Here is a 19505-nt window from a genome sequence, read left to right on the forward strand (position 1 = left end):
GTTTTCATTGTTGATATACCAATATTTATACGACATTTGAATAAATTATGAATTTAAAATTTTCTAAAAACTTGTTGATTAATTTCGTAGATTGGAATAAAGTAAGTACAAATATTTTAACTCTTGAGGAGGATTAACCGTGACAGAGCAACAGATTTTTTTAAATGGTGAATTCGTTCAAAAACAAGATGCAAAAGTTTCTGTATATGATCATGGATATCTATATGGAGATGGAGTATTCGAAGGGATTCGCGTATATGATGGCAATGTATTTCGCTTAAAAGAACATCTCATTCGATTATATGAATCAGCAAAATCAATTTTATTAACAATTCCTTATTCATTAGAAGAGTTAACACAAATTGTTGTTGATACAGTAAATCGAAATAATTTACATAGTGGTTATATTCGACTCGTCGTCTCAAGAGGAGAAGGGAATCTTGGATTAGATCCAACTTCTTGTCCAAGAGCAAATGTAGTTGTCATTGCTGAACAACTAGCACTGTTTCCACAAGAACTATACGAAAATGGTATGGAAATTGTAACAGTAGCAACGAGAAGAAATCGAAGTGATGTATTAAATCCACAAATTAAATCTTTAAATTACTTAAATAACATATTAGTAAAAATTGAAGCGAAACTAGCTGGTGTTCAAGAAGCACTAATGCTAAACGATCAAGGCTTTGTAGCTGAAGGTTCAGGAGATAATGTCTTTTTAGTAAAAGGCAATAAGCTAATTACTCCACCGAGTTCAGCTGGTGCATTAGAAGGAATTACTCGAAATGCAATTATGGAATTAGGTGACACATTAGGTTACGAAGTTGAGGAAAAATTGTTCACTAGACATGATGTTTATATTGCCGATGAGGTTTTCTTAACTGGAACAGCGGCTGAAGTAATTGGCGTATCTAAGGTAGATGGACGAGTGATTGGTGATGGAAAACCAGGACCAAATACACAAAGATTATTAAAAGCATTTCGTCAATTAGTAGTAGAAGATGGAGAAAAAATTTACGTAAAACAAGGGTGATAAATTGTGCGAAGTGACATGATCAAAAAAGGAATCGACCGCGCGCCTCATCGTAGCTTATTACTTGCGGCAGGTGTAAAAGAGGAAGATTTTAATAAACCATTTATAGCGATTTGTAATTCATATATTGATATTGTTCCAGGTCATATTCATTTAAGAGAAATGGCTGATGTTGTAAAACAAGCGATTCGAGATGCTGGTGGCGTTCCATTTGAGTTTAATACGATTGGTGTCGATGATGGAATTGCAATGGGTCATATCGGAATGAGGTATTCTTTACCAAGTAGGGAAATCATTGCCGATGCAGCCGAAACTGTTATTAATGCACATTGGTTTGATGGCGTATTTTATATGCCAAACTGCGATAAAATCACACCAGGAATGCTAATGGCAGCTGTTCGTACAAATGTACCAGCAGTTTTTGTATCAGGTGGACCAATGGCAGGAGGATTATCTAAAGATGGAAAGGCTCTATCTCTTGCTTCAGTATTTGAAGGTGTAGGTGCTTTTAAATCAGGAAAAATGAGTGTAGAAGAATTACTCGATATTGAAAAGTCAGCATGTCCTACATGTGGATCATGTTCTGGAATGTTTACAGCAAATTCAATGAATTGCATTATGGAGATGCTTGGTGTAGCACTACCATATAACGGAACAATACTTGCAACTAGTAAAGACAGACATCAATTAATCCGTGATGCAGCTGTTCATCTAATGGATTGCATTGAAAACGATATAAAACCAAGAGATATTATTACAAAAGAGGCAATTGATGATGCATTTGCACTAGATATGGCAATGGGTGGATCGACAAATACTGTTTTACACTTAATGGCCATCGCAAATGAAGCAGGTGTTGATTACGACTTAAAGGATATAAATGAAGTAGCTAGAAGAGTACCTTATTTATCTAAAATTAGTCCAGCTTCGCACTATTCAATGCATGATGTTCATTTAGCAGGTGGTGTTCCAGCAATTATTAAAGAACTTACTACCATTCCTGGAGCAATCAATAGTGACCGCATTACAATTACTGGCAAAACGTTATTCGAGAATGTGCAAGAGGCTACAATCACCAATAGTGAAGTGATTCGTAAAAAAGAAAATCCTTATTCACAAACAGGCGGATTATCGATCTTACATGGGAATCTAGCCCCAGACGGTGCAGTTATTAAAGTTGGAGGTGTTGACCCTTCAATCCAAACCTTTATTGGTGAAGCAATTTGTTTTAATTCACACGATGAAGCAGTTGAAGCGATTGACAATGGTCTCGTTAAAGAGGGTCATGTCGTTGTCATTCGATATGAGGGTCCAAAAGGTGGACCTGGAATGCCTGAAATGCTTGCACCAACTTCATCAATTGTCGGAAGAGGTTTAGGAACAAAAGTTGCGTTAATTACAGATGGTCGTTTTTCAGGTGCTACAAGGGGTATTGCAATCGGGCATATTTCTCCAGAAGCGGCTGAAGGTGGACCAATTGGATGTATTGAAGATGGCGATGAAATCATAATCGATCTTTTATCAAGAAGTATCACATTATCAGTTTCAAACGAAACGTTAGAATCTCGTAAATCATCATATAAATTACATGAACCAAAAGTTAAAACGGGTTATTTAGCAAGATATGCAAAGTTAGTTACTTCTGCTAATACAGGTGGAATATTAAAAATATGAAAAAGCATTGAAAGAGAAAAGTAGTTATGAAAAGGATCTTCAGAGAGTCGGTGGCTGGTGTGAACCGATGACCTTGATTAATGAAACTCACTCTTGAGTGTCAGGCTGAATTAATTTGTAATGTAAGTCTGAACGTTGGTCACGTTATAGCCAGATTTTGGTTAGCCAAAATCCCAAAGTTAGGTTATTAACCTAAGAAGAAGGGTGGTACCGCGAAAAGTCTTTCGCCCCTTCAGCATCTGCTGAAGTGTGGAGTTATGGCTTTTTTTATTGCGAATAAATGGGTAAATTTTATCCGAAAATGGAGGGAAAAGTAGAAATGAGTCATCATTCGATGAGAACTCTGTCAAAAGAATTGTCAGGTGCAAATTTACTAATTGATGCTTTGAAAAATGAAAATGTTGAAATGATTTTTGGTTACCCTGGAGGGGCAGTATTACCATTATATGATGCACTTTATGATGCTGATATTCCTCACATTCTAGCAAGGCATGAACAAGGGGCCATCCACGCTGCAGAAGGATATGCACGAGTAACTGGCCGACCAGGAGTTGTCATCGCAACAAGTGGTCCAGGTGCTACAAACGTCGTTACTGGTTTAGCAGATGCAATGATGGACTCATTACCACTAGTTGTTTTTACTGGTCAGGTTGCTACAAATGTAATCGGAACGGATGCCTTTCAAGAAGCAGATGTTATCGGAATTACAATGCCAGTTACAAAGCATAACTACCAAGTGCGTAATGTTGAAGATGTTCCACAAATCGTAAAAGAAGCATTCCATATTGCTTCAACAGGCCGTCCAGGTCCAGTCGTCATCGATCTACCAAAAAATATGATGGTTGAAAAAGGAGTGAAAAAGGAAGAAGTAGAAGTTCAATTACCAGGTTATCAACCGACTTATGAACCAAATTATCTTCAAATTACAAAGTTAATAGGAGCAATTGAAAAAGCTAAAAAACCAGTCGTATTAGCTGGAGCAGGAATATTACATGCAAAAGCAGCAGATGAGTTTACTGAATTTATCAAAAAGTTCAATATCCCAGTTGTAAATACGCTTTTAGGTCTAGGTGGATTTCCAGCAAATGAGGAGTTATTCCTAGGAATGGGGGGCATGCACGGAACTTATACCGCAAATATGGCAATGTATGAAAGTGATTTACTAATTAACATCGGAGCAAGATTTGATGATAGGTTAACGGGTAATTTAGCACACTTTGCTAAAAATGCGGTTGTAGCACATATCGATATCGATCCTGCCGAAATAAACAAAGTTATTCCGACAAATATTCCAATCGTTGGATGTGCTAAGGAAGTTCTGAAAGTGCTATTAAAACAAAAAATAGATAAACAAAATCATAGTGAATGGTTAGAACTACTTAAAAGTCGTAAAGAAGCTTTTCCTTTACAGTATGAACAAAGTAGAGAAGTCATTAAACCACAAACTGTCTTAACTTTACTTCATTCGATTACAAATGGGAAAGCAACGATTTCCACAGATGTAGGTCAACATCAAATGTGGGCGGCTCAGTATTATCCTTTTAACGATCCACATAAATGGATTACTTCAGGTGGACTCGGAACGATGGGATTTGGTTTACCAGCTGCAATCGGAGCACAATTTGCAAAGCCTGATGAATTAGTTGTAGCGATTGTAGGTGATGCCGGTTTCCAAATGACATTGCAAGAATTGAGCATGATCAAGGAACATAATCTACAAGTTAAAATTTTAATATTAAATAACGCAGCTTTAGGAATGGTAAGACAGTGGCAATCAGCCTTTTATAATGACCGCTTCTCTAGTTCTCTATTAGACTGCCAGCCTAGTTTCACAAAACTTGCTGAAGCTTACGGTATTAAAGGGATGACAATCTCAGATCCAAATTTAGTTGAAAGTCAATTAAGAGAAGCAATTGAGTTTGATGGCCCAGTTTTAATTGATTGTCGAGTTCATCAAGCTGAAATCGTTACACCAATGGTACCACCTGGTAAAGGAATCCATGAAATGGAAGGGGTGAAATAATGAAACGAGTCATTACATCGACTGTATTAAATAACAGTGGCGTACTTAACCGAATTACAGGAGTGATCTCGAGAAGACGCTTTAATATCGAAAGTATTTCTGTAGGACATACAGAACAAGATCATATTTCAAGAATTACGTTTGTCGTTCATGTAGAGGATTTACAACAGGTTGAACAACTGATTAAACAGCTTCACAAGCAAATTGATGTGATAAAAGTAGCAGATATAACAGAAGAATCAGTTATTGCTAGAGAACTAGCCTTAATAAAGGTAAGTACAAATGCAGCTACAAGAAATGAAATATATAGTCTAATTGAACCATTTAGAGCCTCAGTTATTGATGTAAGCCGTGATCAGATTGTCGTTCAAGTAACTGGTACTTCTGATAAGGTAGAGGCTTTGATTGAGTTATTAAGACCTTTCGAACTAAAAGAAATAGCTCGAACAGGTGTAACCGCATTTACTAGATCCGCTAAACATAAGGAGCATGCTCAAAAGCTACTCTCTTATTAAATAAAAAAATAAAACTAAAATAATTGGAGGAATTTGAAAATGGCTAAAGTATATTATGGTACAGACGTAAAGGAAAATGTATTAGTAGGGAAAACGATTGCAGTAATTGGTTATGGATCTCAAGGTCACGCACATGCTTTAAATTTACATGAGAATGGTCATAAAGTAGTTGTTGGTTGTCGCCCTGGAAAATCATGGGACGCTGCAGCAAATGACGGACTACATGTAACTACAGTTGCAGAGGCTTCAAAAGCAGCAGACGTAGTAATGATTTTATTACCAGATGAGCATCAACCAACTGTTTATAAAAATGAAATTGAACCGTATCTAGAAAATGGTAATGCGCTTGCGTTTGCACACGGATTTAATGTTCACTTTGATCAAATTGTTCCTCCTGCAAATGTTGATGTATTTTTAGTAGCTCCAAAAGGTCCAGGACATCTTGTTCGACGTACATTTGTCGATGGTGCAGCGGTTCCAGCATTATTTGCTGTTTACCAAGATGTAACAGGGGAAGCAAAAAATGTAGCACTTTCTTATGCTGATGGAATTGGCTCTACTAGAGCAGGTGTTCTTGAAACAACATTTAAAGAGGAAACTGAAACAGATCTATTCGGAGAACAAGCGGTACTATGTGGTGGTGTAACTTCTTTAGTTAAATCAGGATTTGAAACATTAGTAGAAGCAGGTTATCAGCCAGAAGTTGCATACTTTGAGTGTTTACATGAGTTGAAACTAATCGTTGATTTAATGTACGAAGGCGGAATGAGCTATATGAGATACTCAATTTCTGATACTGCACAGTGGGGAGATTTCGTATCTGGTCCTAGAGTAGTAGCGAATGAGTCAAAATTAGCAATGAAAGATATTTTAGCAGAAATCCAAGATGGTACGTTTGCTAAGGGTTGGATTAACGAAAATAAAAATGGTCGTCCAGTATACAACGAAATTAATGAAAGTGAAAAGAAACATCAGTTAGAAGAGGTTGGAGAAAAACTTCGTGCAATGATGCCATTTATCCAAAGAAAAGAAAAGGTCGAGGTGAAATAAAAAATGAGTAAAATTCAGTTTCTTGATACAACATTACGTGATGGCGAACAATCTCCTGGGGTTAATTTAAATCGATTTGAAAAGCTCGAAATTGCAAGACAACTAGAAGCTTTAGGTGTTGATATCATTGAGGCTGGTTTTGCCGCTTCCTCAGAAGGTGACTTTTTAGGTATTCAAGAGATTGCGAGACAGATTCGTTCTGTCTCCGTCTCAAGCCTTTCTCGAGCAAAAGATTCAGATATTAAAACAGCATGGGATGCGTTAAAAAATGCTGCAGAACCGAGACTTCATATTTTTCTAGCAACAAGTGACATTCATATGAAATATAAATTAAACATGACGAGATTAGAAGTTTTGGAAACGGCTAAACATTGTGTGCAGCTTGCAAAATCCTTTTTTCCAAAAGTCCAAATTTCAGCTGAAGATGCCTGTCGTACTGATCGAGCATTTCTTGCCGAATTCGCAGAAACTGCCATTAAAGCAGGGGCTGATGTAATAAATATTCCAGATACTGTCGGTTACACAAGTCCTTCAGAGTACTACGACCTATTTAAATATTTACAAGAAAATGTACCGTCATATCATAAAGCCGTTTTTTCTTGTCACTGTCATGATGATCTAGGAATGGCAGTAGCGAATTCTTTAGCTGCTATACAGGCTGGAGCAACCCAAGTAGAATGCACCGTAAATGGAATTGGGGAAAGAGCAGGAAATGCTGCACTAGAAGAAATAGCCGTTGCACTACATATTAGGGAAGATGTTTACCGGAAAAATTCTAATTTACGATTACATGAAATTACGAAGACAAGTGAACTTGTTAGTCGTCTAACAGGTATGGTTGTCCAGAAGAATAAAGCAATTGTTGGTACAAATGCATTTGCTCATGAATCAGGTATTCATCAAGATGGCGTCCTAAAAGAACCGACAACATATGAAATTATACCCCCTTCATTAATTGGACTATCTACTAATTCATTAGTATTAGGGAAACATTCAGGACGTCATGCTTTTACTGACAAATTAAAAGAACTTGGATTCAACTTTCCAACAGAAATTATAAACAAAGCGTTTATTCAATTTAAAGCTTTGACAGATTCGAAAAAAGAAATTACAGATGCAGATTTATTAAACATTATTAGTAAGTGGAGCAAAAAGGAGGTTCTAAAATGAAATTAAAAATCGCATGTCTTCCAGGAGACGGAATCGGACCAGAAATTATGAGTTCAGCAGTACAGGTATTAGAACAGATTGCAAAATCTTATCAACATGACTTTACTTTTTCAACAAATTTATTCGGAGGTCACGCGATCGATGAAACAGGTACTTCATTACCGAAAGAAACATTAGATAATTGTTTAAATTCGGATGCCGTATTATTGGCAGCAGTAGGTGGACCAAAATGGGATCAAGGTGTTGAACGACCAGAAAGTGGCTTATTAAGATTAAGAAAATCACTTAATTTATATGCAAATATTCGACCAGTCGATGTTTACGATGAACTTGTAAATCATTCTCCGTTAAAATCTGAACAAGTCAGAAATGTAAGCTTTGTCGTCGTTCGAGAATTAACAGGCGGAATTTATTTTTCCGAACCTCGATTCCATAATGAAAATGAAGCAACGGATACTCTTTCCTATACTAGAGAAGAAATTGAACGAATTGTAACGTATGGATTTGAGTTAGCAAAAACTAGAAAAGGTAAACTTACATCAGTTGATAAAGCAAATGTATTAGAATCTAGTAAACTTTGGCGAAAAATTGTAAATGAATTAAGTTCAAACTATCCAGAAGTTGAGGTTGAGCATATTCTTGTTGATGCAGCAGCGATGGAGTTAATTCGAAACCCAAGAAGATTTGATGTAATCGTTACTGAAAATTTATTTGGGGATATTTTAAGCGATGAAGCTTCGATGATTACTGGTTCATTAGGAATGCTACCTTCTGCAAGTAAATCAGGCAAAGGTCCTTCATTATATGAACCAATTCACGGTTCAGCACCAGATATCGCTGGACAAAATAAGGCTAACCCTATAGCAATATTAAGGTCAGTGGCGATGATGCTTCGTGATTTTAACTTAGTTGATGAGGCAAACTCGATTGAAAACGCGATTGTCAATTCAATCAATAATGGCTATTTAACTGGTGACCTAGGTGGTAACAGTTCAACGATTGAATTTACAGAACAAGTAGTAAAGGAATTACAATTTCAAACAGTTGGAGGTACTATTCGATGAAACAAACATTGTTTGATAAACTTTGGCAAAATCATGTTGTAACTGGTGAAGTAGGTAAACCACAGCTTTTGTATATCGATTTACACTTAGTCCATGAGGTAACTTCTCCGCAAGCTTTTGAAGGATTGAGATTATCCAATCGAAAAGTAAGAAGACCAGAATTAACATTTGCGACGATGGATCATAATGTACCAACACAAAATCAATTAGTCATCACTGACTTAATTGCTAAACAACAAATGGATACGTTAAGGAATAATTGTCAAGAGTTCAATATTCCTTTAGCAGATATTACGGATGAGGACCAAGGGATTGTCCACGTAATCGGACCTGAACTAGGGTTAACTCAGCCGGGAAAAACAATTGTCTGTGGAGATAGTCATACATCAACACACGGCGCATTTGGTGCTTTAGCTTTTGGAATTGGAACAAGTGAAGTTGAACATGTTTTAGCAACACAAACTTTATGGCAAGTTAAGCCGAAGTCAATGGGTGTGAAACTTGATGGTAAGCTTCCAAAAGGTGTATATGCGAAAGATATCATTCTTCATTTACTAGCAACTTATGGTGTATCAATGGGAACTGGATTTGTTATTGAGTTTTATGGTGAAGCAATTTCAAATATGTCAATGGAAGAGCGTATGACTTTATGTAATATGGCGATTGAGGGAGGAGCAAAAGCAGGATTAGTTGCTCCAGATCAAAAAACTTTCGATTATTTAAAAGGTCGAAAATATACAGTAAATTCATATGATGAAAAATTAGTAGAATGGAAGAAATTATATACAGAAGAGGGAGCAACATTTGATAAAACAATTGAAGTGGATGTAGCAACCCTTGCACCTTACGTAACTTGGGGAACAAATCCTGGAATGGGCGTAAGAATTGATGAAGCCCTTCCAAAAGCCAAGGATGAGAACTACGAACGAGCTTATGAATATATGGGATTAAAACCAGAAATCACACCGAATGAGATTCCAGTTCAACACGTATTCATTGGTTCATGTACAAATTCTAGATTGTCAGATTTAGAGGAAGCTGCAAATTATCTTAAAGGAAAGAAAGTAAAATCTGATGTCCGTGCATTAGTTGTTCCAGGATCAAAAAAGGTTCGTAATGCAGCAATGGCAAAAGGACTACATAAAGTCTTTATAGAAGCAGGATTTGAATGGAGGGAAGCTGGTTGTTCGATGTGTCTAGCAATGAATCCAGACCAAGTACCAGCTGGAGAACATTGTGCATCTACTTCAAACCGAAATTTTGAAGGAAGACAAGGTAAAGGAGCAAGAACACATTTAGTCAGTCCAGTAATGGCAGCGGCTGCTGCGGTACATGGTCATTTTATTGATATTCGAAAGGAGCAAGCAAATGAAACCGTTACGTACGCATAAAGGCACAACTGTATCAATTATGTTAGATAATATCGACACAGACCAAATTATTCCAAAACAATATTTAAAGCGAATTGAACGAACTGGCTTTGGAGAATTTTTATTCGATGAATGGCGATATCATGATGATCGCTCACCAAATCAATCTTTTTCATTAAATAATGAGGAACGGAAAAATGCTTCAATCTTAATAAGTGGAAATAATTTTGGTTGCGGATCATCTAGAGAACACGCACCTTGGGCATTAAATGATTATGGATTTACAATTATTATTGCTGGTAGCTTCGCAGATATTTTCTACAATAACTGTATAAAAAATGGTATGCTGCCGATTGTCTTAAATGATGAGATTCGCTCACAATTATCTTCATTAAGTGGGAATCAAGAAATTGAAGTCGATTTAGAAAAACAAGTCGTTAAAACAGTATTTGGTAACTTTGAATTTTCAATCGATCCTGTTTGGAAAGAAAAATTACTAAATGGCTTAGATGATATTGCGATTACGATGAAATATGAAAATGACATTGCAAAATATGAAAAATTACATGTATAACTAAAAAAGGAAGTGTCTTATAAGCCTGCAAACTTATTAGGCACTTCTTTTTTATCTGAATTCGTGTGAAAACAAGGGAATAAATAGGATGGTTAGTTAAGAATATTGAAAGAGCTCTGTCTAATTTGACTTTACTTCTAAAAACGTGTTAGTTGCATATAAAATTACAATGCCAATCGGGGAATTCCTGGTTATGTTCAAGAAGGTACTCGATCATAATTTTTGAATCATCTGGTAGTTTTCGCTCTAATTCTGACCAACCAATAAATTGAAGTTTCTTAGGTAACTCAACATGACATGTAATTATATCCCAAAAGTTGTCCCAATCTTCACTATAAGTATCTGGAAATGATAGTTTTTCTTTTAATACTTGATGCAATTCATGACTGTTGTTGATTAACGATACATCAATCGTTATACTTTTTTCTTCTGATCTGTTAAATTCTTTTAGAAAATCAGTAAAAAAATTTCTAATGACAAATCGATATCGATAAACTAAATATCCTAACACATTAAATAAAGCAAATAGGATGATCCATCCAGTATTTAATCTTTTATCTCGGTAGGTATTTATCGTTGTCCATATAGTGAATAAGGTTAAATAGATTGATAAGCCTACTAATAAAACAAATCCTGCAAATGTACTAAAAGTCCTATGTTTCATTTCGATATACCAATCACTATCTCCATTCCCGCTTGAGAAAAAGTCAGGAACTAACCATTTTGGGGACCATACAATTCTTTTATAATGAAATTCTGGCTCCATGTTTTCAGTATTATAAGAATTCAAATTTATTCCTTCATTCTTAATTTTCATCGAACTGAATATGCTTATTTCAGAAATATAATCGGTACTTACTATTATACTTTTTATATTTTTGATCAATTCTGGTGTCATTAATTCCTTGTTTGTTAATTCATCAGCTATTTGAGTAGAAATAATCGATAGTTCTTGTGATTTTTGTTCTTCGTTTATCCAAACGAAAGTAAAAATTAATAAAGATAATATAAGTACAGTAAACGCAATGTAAAGAATCCCTTTTGCACATAATTTTTGATTATTAAACAAATGGCTATTGATTGAGTACATTTCCTTTTCTAAGCCATAAAACTTGTAATCAAGCTTAATCGGTACTTTCTCTAATTTTCCTTCTGCATTTAATTCCACTAGATACCTCCAAAAATTCCATATAATTCCATTTTACCATAAAATTAAAAGTGAAATAATTCATAATTTTAGAAATGCTAATCAGTTTTTTAAATTATTTTATTTGAATTCGCTTTTTATTCATAGAAATTCAGACATACTTATTCAATTAAACTACCATGTTGTAGAACAAGTGAATTTTCAATGTACTTTTCGTAAAATTAATTTTAATTTTGTCGATAAAATTAACTTAAATGCAAAATAGTTGTTTGAATATTTAGATTATTGTTTAATAAGATTAAAAATACATTATTAATCTAGAGAGAGGTGATTAAATTGAACCTAAAAATAATTGTAGATAGCTCTTCTGATCTTCCATCTGAACTATTGATTAAATACGATATTTCAGTCATTCCATTAAGAGTCTATGACCAATTAGAAAAAGAGTATCTTGACGGAGTAAATCTACAATCACATGAGTTAATGCAAAGAATGAAAAATGGGGAGAACTTTACTTCATCTTTACCTTCTTATGATGCAATTTATCAAACTTTAGCCTCATGTAGTAAAGAGCAAAATTGTGTCTATCTTACTTGTTCTGGTGACTTATCTGGTACGTATAATTTTGCACAATTAGTAAAACTAGATATTTTAGAAAACAATCCAAATGCCTCTATTCATATTATCGATACTAGATCTGTATCACTTGGAATTTGCGTATTAGTTATGGAGCTGATAGAAGGCTTAAATAATAATGAATCTTTTGAAAATCTAATGAAACAATTAAATCAAAATATAAGTAAGATCCAACATATTTTTACGATAGAAGATCTCCAATATTTAATACGTGGCGGTCGTGTTGGTAAGTTTGCCGGATTTTTAGGTGGCATGCTTAATATAAATCCGATTATGGAAGTAAGCGAAGGGAAGTTTAAACCACTTGAAAAAGTACGAGGTCGAAAAAAAGCATTAAATCGTATGCTTGAACTAATGAAGACACGGAAAGATGAACTTAGTAAAAATGTTGGAGTTGTATATGGGGTAAAAGATGATTCCACCGAACAATTTATTAAACAATTAAAGGATCTAATTGGTAGTGAACAGATTATAGAAAACTCAGTTGGTTCAGCAGTCGGCGTTCACACGGGTCCTAGTGCAATAGGAATCTTTTTTCTTGCTAATTAAGAAATTCGTTTCGACTCTCAAGTGGTGAGAGTTTTTTTGTTTCGTAAAACTTTCAAATTTAAAATATATGGATATAACAAAAAAAGTTTAATAGGAAATAATAACACATTCCTATTGTTTATAAAGAGACATGTTTATTGATGATAAAACAAGTTTTGACAAAGTGATTTGTAAAAATATTAGAAAACCTGTCATTTTTAAATAGAAAATCACTGCTATTTTGAATACAGTAGATTATTCCTGTGGAAATTAATTTTAGTAGGATAGAAGTTTAAGTTACTACTATTTCAATAGAAAGAATGTATGAAAAACTAAGGTAATCACATTCTGTAATTAAGGACTATTGGTGGATGGTCGTTTTTAACAACTGCAAATAAAAACATCAAAAGTGCAAACAAAATCACCTAATCTGCAATTAAAATTGTTAAAACTGCAAACAAATTATCTGAAACTGCAATTAAGATACTCCAATCTATATGCAACGTTCAAAATATGCTTAAAATCTAGCGAATCTTCTATAAAAAGCTTTCAATTAATACAAAAAAAGAATTACTTTGGAAATAAAGTGCAGTTTTTAATGAATATCGATCTATTAAGTTTCCTCACTCTAACAAAGGCATTTAATAGGAATTTCACGTACCGAATTGAATTGAATTGAATAAAAATACATAACTATTAGATAAAGAAAAACAGAAACAAAAATCTATTAAAATATAGAACCCTACCCTAAAAACTCATAAACTAAAACACCTAAATCTCATAATTCACTTCATACTATCCCCCACAATCATTCCTTGCTAATCATTTTACTAAACCGTATTTAACTTTTTTGGTAAAATAAAAATTGAGTAGTATTTATTAACCGTCTTTTTTACATATTTAAATTCGTTCAAGAATAGGAGTGAGGTAATTGAAAGCTTATATTTTAAGAGACACTAAAGGGCCAGAGTCACTAAAATTTGAAAATGTTGAGATTGGTGCTGTTCATCCGAATGAAGTTGTGATTAAGTTAAAGGCAGCATCGTTAAACAGACGTGACTTTTTTATAACGCACGGTATGTATCCTGGGATGAAATTGGACGGGATTTTAGGATCTGATGGTGCTGGAGTTATTGAAGCTATCGGTGAAGAAGTAACAGGATTTTCTGTAGGTGATGAAGTAATCATGAACCCGAGCTTAAACTGGGGGGATCGTGATGATATCAATTCTGATGAATTCACTGTACTTGGAATGCCTTCTAATGGTACATTTGCTGAATTTATTAAACTATCAGTTGAAAATGTTTATAAAAAACCTTCGTACTTGTCATGGGAAGAGGCTGCAGCAATACCCTTAGCTGCACTTACTGCATATAGAGCATTAATTACACGTGGTCAATTACAAAAGAATGATACAGTATTGATTCCAGGTATAGGTAGTGGAGTAGCATTATATGCATTACAAATGGCTGTTGCATTCGGTTCAAAAGTACTAGTTACATCGAGTAGCAATGAAAAAATTGAAAAGGCAATTGAAATGGGTGCGACTGCTGGTTTTAATTACCGAGAAAATGATTGGTATAAAAAACTTCGTAAAGAATTTGGATTTGTAAACCTTACGATCGATGGAGTTGGTGGTGAATCATTTAATCGATTAATTGATTTGACTGCTCAAGGTGGAAGAATCGTATCATTCGGTGCGACAAATGGACCAGTTCCTCAAACAGTCTTGCCAAAAGTATTCTTTAAAAATATGGATATTAGAGGGACTACCATGGGAAGTCCAAGAGAGTTTGAACAAATGTTGGCATTTTTTGAAGAACATAAAATTAAACCAATCATTGATCAATCTTTTGAATTTACGGATGTCATTAGTGCATTACAACGAATGGGTGAAGGAAATAATTTTGGTAAAATTACCGTTAAAATTGGTTAATTTGAATTGTTTTTTACAAGTTTGTCTTCAATCAAAAGAACTGAATTATTCAGTTCTTTTTTTTTGCTCCTTGATAAATTACAATTAACATCATATGATTATTACAAATGTAATATTTAAAAAATTTAGTATTTTGAGTATTGTAAGCGTTTTATTAAAGTGATTAATTATTTTGGGGGGCTTATTATGAAACATTCTTACTTAACTAGAGAACATGAAATCTTCCGCACGGCTCTTAGAAAGTTCTTACAAAAAGAAGCTGTACCATTTTATGAAGAGTGGGAGCAAAACAGAATAATACCTAGAGAATTCTGGGATAAATTAGGAAATGAAGGATTTTTGTGTCCTTATGTTGACGAAAAATATGGTGGGTTAGGTGTAGATTTTGGCTATTCAGTCATAATTATAGAGGAACTTGAGAAAGTTGGTTCAAGTTTAGTTGGTGTAGCATTACACAATGATATAGTTGTACCTTATTTGACTGCTTATGCAAATGAAGAGCAAAAAATGGAATGGTTACCTAAATGTATTTCAGGTGAATATATTAGCGCAGTTGCGATGACTGAACCAGGTGCTGGATCAGATTTAGCAAATATTAAAACAACTGCAGTAAAAGAAGGGGATTACTATATTGTTAATGGTGAGAAAACGTTTATCACGAATGGTATTCTTTCAGACCTTATCATCATTGCAGTTAAAACTGATACGACAATTCGACCTGCTCATAAAGGAATAAGCTTACTAGTTGTCGAAAAAGATACAGTTGGGTTTTCTAGAGGAAAAAAATTAAATAAAGTAGGACTTCATAGCCAAGATACAGCTGAATTAATTTTCCAAGATGCTAAAGTGCCTGTAAAGAATTTATTAGGAGAAGAAGGAAAAGGCTTCTATTACTTAATGGAAAAATTACAGCAAGAAAGATTAGTAGTTGCTTTAGAAGCATTAGTTTCAGCTGAAGAAATGCTGAAAGTGACAACTGAATATGTAAAAAGTAGAAAAGCATTTGGAAAATCAATTGCTGGATTCCAAAATACTCAATTTAAACTTGTAGAATTGGCAACTGAAATTGAAATTGGCCGTACTTTCATTGAGGACTTAATTTATAAGCATATGGAAGGCATAAATGTTGTTAAGCAAGTATCGATGGCAAAATGGTGGATTACAGATTTAGGTAAAAAAGTAGCTTCAGAGTGTCTTCAATTGCATGGTGGTTATGGATATATGGAAGAATACGAGATTGCTAGACGTTTCAGAGATATTCAAATCATGTCAATTTACGCAGGTACAAATGAAATCATGAAGACAATTATTGCAAAACAAATGGGATTAAATTAATCCAGACTTAAAATTGGAGGATCAAATTTATGAGAGAAGTAGTTATTGTTGATGCTTTAAGAACACCAATAGGTAAAAGAGGCGGCAGCTTTAGCGAAACAAGACCTGATGACTTAGCTGCAATTGTACTAAAGGAATTAGTAAGTCGAAATGAATTTGATCCTAAAGAAATAGATGATGTGATTATGGGCTGTGTTACTCAGATTGGTGAACAGGCTGGTGATATTGGTAGAGTTGCTGCTTTATTAGCAGGTCTACCAATTGAAGTGCCTGGTGTTACAATTGACCGTCAATGTGGATCAAGTCAACAATCTGTCCATTTTGCATCACAAGCCATTTTAAGTGGAGATATGGACATTGTCATTGCAGCTGGTGTTGAAAGTATGACACGTGTACCAATGTTTTCGAACTTAAAAGGATCAAAATGGAATGAAAAACTAACGAATATGTTTGGTGAATTTAACCAAGGGATCTCAGCAGAACGTATTAATGAAAAGTGGAATATCAGTCGAAGTGAGCAAGATGAATTTGCTTATAATAGCCATCAAAAAGCATTAAAAGCAATGAAACAAGGCTATTTTGAAGACGAAATTGTTGCAGTTTCTGTTACGAATCAAGAAGGTGAGCTTGTTAAAGTTACAAAAGATGAAGGACCGAGAGAAAACTCTTCTATTGAGAAATTATCTTCTTTAAAGCCAGCATTTACTGAAGCAGGTTCCGTTACTGCTGGAAATGCAAGCCAAATTAGTGATGGTGCTGCAGGTCTACTTTTAATGAGCAAAGAAAAAGCTCAACAATTAGGATTTAAGCCAAAGTTTCGAATTATTGGGAGAACGGTAGTAGGATCTGACCCTCAATTAATGTTAACAGGGCCAATTCAAGCAACTCAAAAAGTTTTACATAAATGTGGTTTAACAATCGATCAAATCGATTTGTTTGAAATAAATGAAGCATTTGCTGCAGTTCCTTTAGCATGGCAAAAAGAATTAAATGTACCATTTGAAAAACTAAATATATTCGGTGGAGCGATCGCATTAGGTCACCCACTTGGTGCTAGTGGTGCAAGGGTGATGGTTACATTATGTAATGCTTTAGAGAAAACAGGCTCACGTTTTGGATTACAAGCCATCTGTGAAGGCCATGGTATGGCAAATGCAACGATTATTGAGAGATTAAATTAATAACCAACAACAAACTGGGGGATTTAAAAAATGAATATTCGTGATAGTATAGCAATCGTAACAGGTGGAGCTTCAGGACTAGGTGCAGGTACAGTTAGAATGATCGTAGAAAATGGTGGGAAAGCTGCTATTTTCGATTTAAATGAAGAAAGAGCTGCTAGCCTAATTTCTGAATTAGGTGAAGAAAATGTTTGTTTTGAAAAAACAGATGTTTCTTCAGAGGAGAGCGTAAAAAATTCAATTAGTAATGTATTAACTAAATATGGTTCATTTAATACAGTAGTAAACTGCGCAGGTATTGTATTAGCTGAAAAAGTAATTAAAAGAGACGGAATTCATTCATTAGAATCTTTCCAAAAAATCATTAATGTAAACTTAGTTGGTACATTTAACGTTATTCGTTTAGCAGCTGAGCAAATGATTAATAATGAACCTAATGAATTTGGTGAAAGAGGTGTTATTATTAACACCGCTTCAGTAGCAGCATTTGATGGCCAAATGGGGCAAGCAGCTTACGGTGCATCAAAAAGTGCAGTAGCTGGAATGACATTACCAATCGCTAGGGACTTATCAAGATACGGCATCAGAGTGATGAGCATTGCTCCTGGAATATTTGAAACGCCAATGTTTGATGTATTACCAGAAAAAGCTAGAGAATCATTAGGAAATATGGTTCCATTCCCATCACGTCTTGGTAAGCCATCAGAATACGCACACTTAGCGAAAAGCATTGTTGAAAATCCAATGTTAAATGGTGAAGTGATCCGTTTAGACGGTGCAATTCGTATGCAACCAAAATAAGAGGTATATGAGAGGCAGGAAGAGCAAGTTAACTTGTTCTCCTGCTTTTTTTGTAAATGGATGTAGTTGTATTAAAAGATCATTAGTTCAATATCATATACAGTTAAATATTTATAGCTTTTTTTATTATTTTAAAAGGAAAATTCAGAGAATTAGCAATGATATATAAAGGATTAAATTGTATAGGAGGTATGTAATATATGTGGAAAGAATTATTAAAAAATATATCTGAAGAGGCTGAATTTAATGAGCCAGCTACTCAAAATCAAATAGAAGAAATTCAAGCGAAATTCAATATTCAACTACCAAACGAACTAATAAATTTTCTAAAAGAAACTAATGGTATTGATGTTGCAGGGGTAAGAATATGGTCTGCAAAAGAAATAATTGAAGAAAATGTTGATCGAAGAACTGACGAGATCTTTAAGGATACGTATATGCCTTTCGACTGTTTATTATTTTTTGGTGATGCAGGTAATGGTGACTTATTCGGTTTCTCTATTTAAATGGAGACATTCAAAGTAATAATATATTCGTTTGGAATCATGAGGACGATAGTCGTACATGGATTGCTCCTTATTTTGAGGAATTCTTAGTATGGTGGAGTGAAGGAACAATAAGTATTTAATTGAACTAACACTTGTGAAAATCAAAAACTACTAAAAGCGGCTTTTTTATTTTAAGAAACTGGCAGATAAGATGCATTAGGAAGTGAATTTTTCATGAGTCTTTTGATTGATTACCATTTTTTTACTTTATGATAAAATTAAAATTACATATACATATAGGAGAAATAAACATGAAAAATCCAGTCAGTGCTATGTACATAATATTTGGTCTATTAATTGTAACGCTAACTTATTTTAATAATTTTGTTGGACCTGTTATACTGAGAGGCTTTGGTTGGATCTTATTCGTTGTAGGAATTCTTAATATGTTTTCAACCTATTTCAATTCAATTCAACTTCCTTTAACTGATTTATTTAATACAGAAGAAAATGAAAAAAATGAAAGAAATTGATACTAACTTTCATAATATCTAAATAATTTTCTTATAAAACTTACACAGTGTATTAGTTGAACAACCTAAAGCTGCTTCGGTAGCTTTTTTCTATTCCAGCAAATAGCAGTTTAATGGCAAAAGGAAAGTGTTAATAAATCTTAAAATGTTAATTAATGGGGGAGAGTTTCATGCTTTTTTATAAATTACTTTCTATTTCATTGATGGGGTTAGGAATTTATTTAATGTTTATTTCACTATTCGCATCAAGATTCAAAATTGAATCATATACTCCCTATGGATCACAAATACTTATTCCTATATTTCAAAAGTTTAATATTGTTTGGAAAAGAATTATTTTATTTGTAATAGCATTATTTTTTGCCTTAATTAATTTTTATGTATTTTTGAAAATATGAACAGTGTAATTTCATATGAGTATTTTTTTACGTTTACACTTATTGAACTTAT

At 34.1% G+C, this 19505-nt stretch carries 15 protein-coding genes, 2 pseudogenes and 1 other annotated feature; of the genes and pseudogenes, 16 read left to right on the top strand and 1 reads right to left on the bottom strand.

Going from position 1 to position 19505, the window contains the following annotated elements; translation table 11 throughout:
• The first annotated feature begins 139 nt into the window (after positions 1–139).
• From ilvE to leuD, 9 genes and pseudogenes are all read left to right on the top strand, one after another.
• Entirely contained in the window at positions 140–1030 is an 891-nt protein-coding gene (gene ilvE, locus BED47_RS03745; RefSeq protein ID WP_069032489.1) for a branched-chain-amino-acid transaminase, read from the top strand.
• Positions 1031–1036: 6 nt separating this feature from the next.
• Positions 1037–2704, top strand: coding sequence for a dihydroxy-acid dehydratase (gene ilvD, locus BED47_RS03750; RefSeq protein ID WP_069032490.1), 1668 nt, complete (start codon positions 1037–1039; stop codon positions 2702–2704).
• Positions 2703–2939 (top strand) — a binding site (T-box leader). (Overlaps the previous gene by 2 nt.)
• Positions 2940–3038: 99 nt before the next feature.
• The gene (ilvB, locus tag BED47_RS03755) at positions 3039–4727 is read left to right on the top strand and encodes an acetolactate synthase large subunit (protein WP_254664547.1); all 1689 of its coding nucleotides are present in this window, start codon (positions 3039–3041) and stop codon (positions 4725–4727) included.
• Entirely contained in the window at positions 4727–5242 is a 516-nt protein-coding gene (gene ilvN, locus BED47_RS03760; RefSeq protein WP_025671139.1) for an acetolactate synthase small subunit, read from the top strand. The genes ilvB and ilvN overlap by 1 nt, the downstream gene beginning before the upstream one ends.
• A 39-nt stretch (positions 5243–5281) precedes the next feature.
• Positions 5282–6292, top strand: coding sequence for a ketol-acid reductoisomerase (ilvC, locus tag BED47_RS03765; protein ID WP_069032491.1), 1011 nt, complete (start codon positions 5282–5284; stop codon positions 6290–6292).
• 3 nt (positions 6293–6295) lie between these two features.
• Positions 6296–7417, top strand: a pseudogene (locus BED47_RS03770) (2-isopropylmalate synthase); the annotation flags it as partial.
• A gap of 41 nt (positions 7418–7458) precedes the next feature.
• Complete coding sequence (leuB, locus tag BED47_RS03775; protein WP_069032492.1) at positions 7459–8526, top strand: 3-isopropylmalate dehydrogenase; 1068 nt, start codon at positions 7459–7461, stop codon at positions 8524–8526.
• Entirely contained in the window at positions 8523–9917 is a 1395-nt protein-coding gene (gene leuC, locus BED47_RS03780) for a 3-isopropylmalate dehydratase large subunit (RefSeq protein WP_069032493.1), read from the top strand. Before leuB ends, leuC begins: the two co-directional genes overlap by 4 nt.
• Entirely contained in the window at positions 9895–10470 is a 576-nt protein-coding gene (gene leuD, locus BED47_RS03785) for a 3-isopropylmalate dehydratase small subunit (protein WP_069032494.1), read from the top strand. Before leuC ends, leuD begins: the two co-directional genes overlap by 23 nt.
• A gap of 148 nt (positions 10471–10618) precedes the next feature.
• On the opposite strand, the gene BED47_RS23965 is transcribed toward leuD, so the two are convergent.
• A complete protein-coding gene (locus tag BED47_RS23965; RefSeq protein WP_254664539.1) occupies positions 10619–11638 on the bottom strand; it encodes a barstar family protein in 1020 nt (339 codons plus the stop codon).
• Between the two features lie 315 nt (positions 11639–11953).
• On the opposite strand from BED47_RS23965, the gene BED47_RS03795 reads away from it, so the two are divergent.
• The 7 genes and pseudogenes from BED47_RS03795 (at position 11954) to BED47_RS03825 (ending at position 19055) form a co-directional block, all read left to right on the top strand.
• Entirely contained in the window at positions 11954–12802 is an 849-nt protein-coding gene (locus tag BED47_RS03795) for a DegV family protein (RefSeq protein WP_069032495.1), read from the top strand.
• A gap of 910 nt (positions 12803–13712) precedes the next feature.
• Positions 13713–14717, top strand: a complete 1005-nt coding sequence (locus BED47_RS03800; protein WP_069032496.1) for a zinc-dependent alcohol dehydrogenase family protein — start codon at positions 13713–13715, stop codon at positions 14715–14717.
• Positions 14718–14903: 186 nt separating this feature from the next.
• The gene (locus BED47_RS03805) at positions 14904–16052 is read left to right on the top strand and encodes an acyl-CoA dehydrogenase family protein (RefSeq protein ID WP_025568442.1); all 1149 of its coding nucleotides are present in this window, start codon (positions 14904–14906) and stop codon (positions 16050–16052) included.
• 29 nt (positions 16053–16081) lie between these two features.
• Positions 16082–17233 (top strand): thiolase family protein, encoded by a 1152-nt coding sequence (locus tag BED47_RS03810; protein ID WP_025568443.1) that lies wholly within the window; start codon positions 16082–16084, stop codon positions 17231–17233.
• Positions 17234–17263: 30 nt separating this feature from the next.
• Positions 17264–18034, top strand: a complete 771-nt coding sequence (locus BED47_RS03815; protein ID WP_025568444.1) for a 3-hydroxyacyl-CoA dehydrogenase — start codon at positions 17264–17266, stop codon at positions 18032–18034.
• A gap of 200 nt (positions 18035–18234) precedes the next feature.
• Positions 18235–18662 (top strand): annotated as a pseudogene (locus tag BED47_RS03820) (SMI1/KNR4 family protein).
• Positions 18663–18833: 171 nt separating this feature from the next.
• Positions 18834–19055, top strand: coding sequence for a hypothetical protein (locus BED47_RS03825; RefSeq protein ID WP_025568446.1), 222 nt, complete (start codon positions 18834–18836; stop codon positions 19053–19055).
• Positions 19056–19505: the final 450 nt, after the last annotated feature.

The organism is Gottfriedia luciferensis, assembly GCF_001712755.1.
Classification (GTDB): Bacteria; Bacillota; Bacilli; order Bacillales; family Bacillaceae_G; genus Gottfriedia; species Gottfriedia luciferensis_B.

Coding starts and splice junctions, on each gene's coding strand:
- BED47_RS03815 (WP_025568444.1), top strand. CDS start 17,264: ATGAATATTCGTGATAGTATAGCAATCGTAACAGGTGGAGCTTCAGGA.
- ilvN (WP_025671139.1), top strand. CDS start 4,727: ATGAAACGAGTCATTACATCGACTGTATTAAATAACAGTGGCGTACTT.
- leuD (WP_069032494.1), top strand. CDS start 9,895: ATGAAACCGTTACGTACGCATAAAGGCACAACTGTATCAATTATGTTA.
- ilvC (WP_069032491.1), top strand. CDS start 5,282: ATGGCTAAAGTATATTATGGTACAGACGTAAAGGAAAATGTATTAGTA.
- BED47_RS03810 (WP_025568443.1), top strand. CDS start 16,082: ATGAGAGAAGTAGTTATTGTTGATGCTTTAAGAACACCAATAGGTAAA.
- BED47_RS03825 (WP_025568446.1), top strand. CDS start 18,834: ATGAAAAATCCAGTCAGTGCTATGTACATAATATTTGGTCTATTAATT.
- ilvB (WP_254664547.1), top strand. CDS start 3,039: ATGAGAACTCTGTCAAAAGAATTGTCAGGTGCAAATTTACTAATTGAT.
- BED47_RS03805 (WP_025568442.1), top strand. CDS start 14,904: ATGAAACATTCTTACTTAACTAGAGAACATGAAATCTTCCGCACGGCT.
- leuC (WP_069032493.1), top strand. CDS start 8,523: ATGAAACAAACATTGTTTGATAAACTTTGGCAAAATCATGTTGTAACT.
- leuB (WP_069032492.1), top strand. CDS start 7,459: ATGAAATTAAAAATCGCATGTCTTCCAGGAGACGGAATCGGACCAGAA.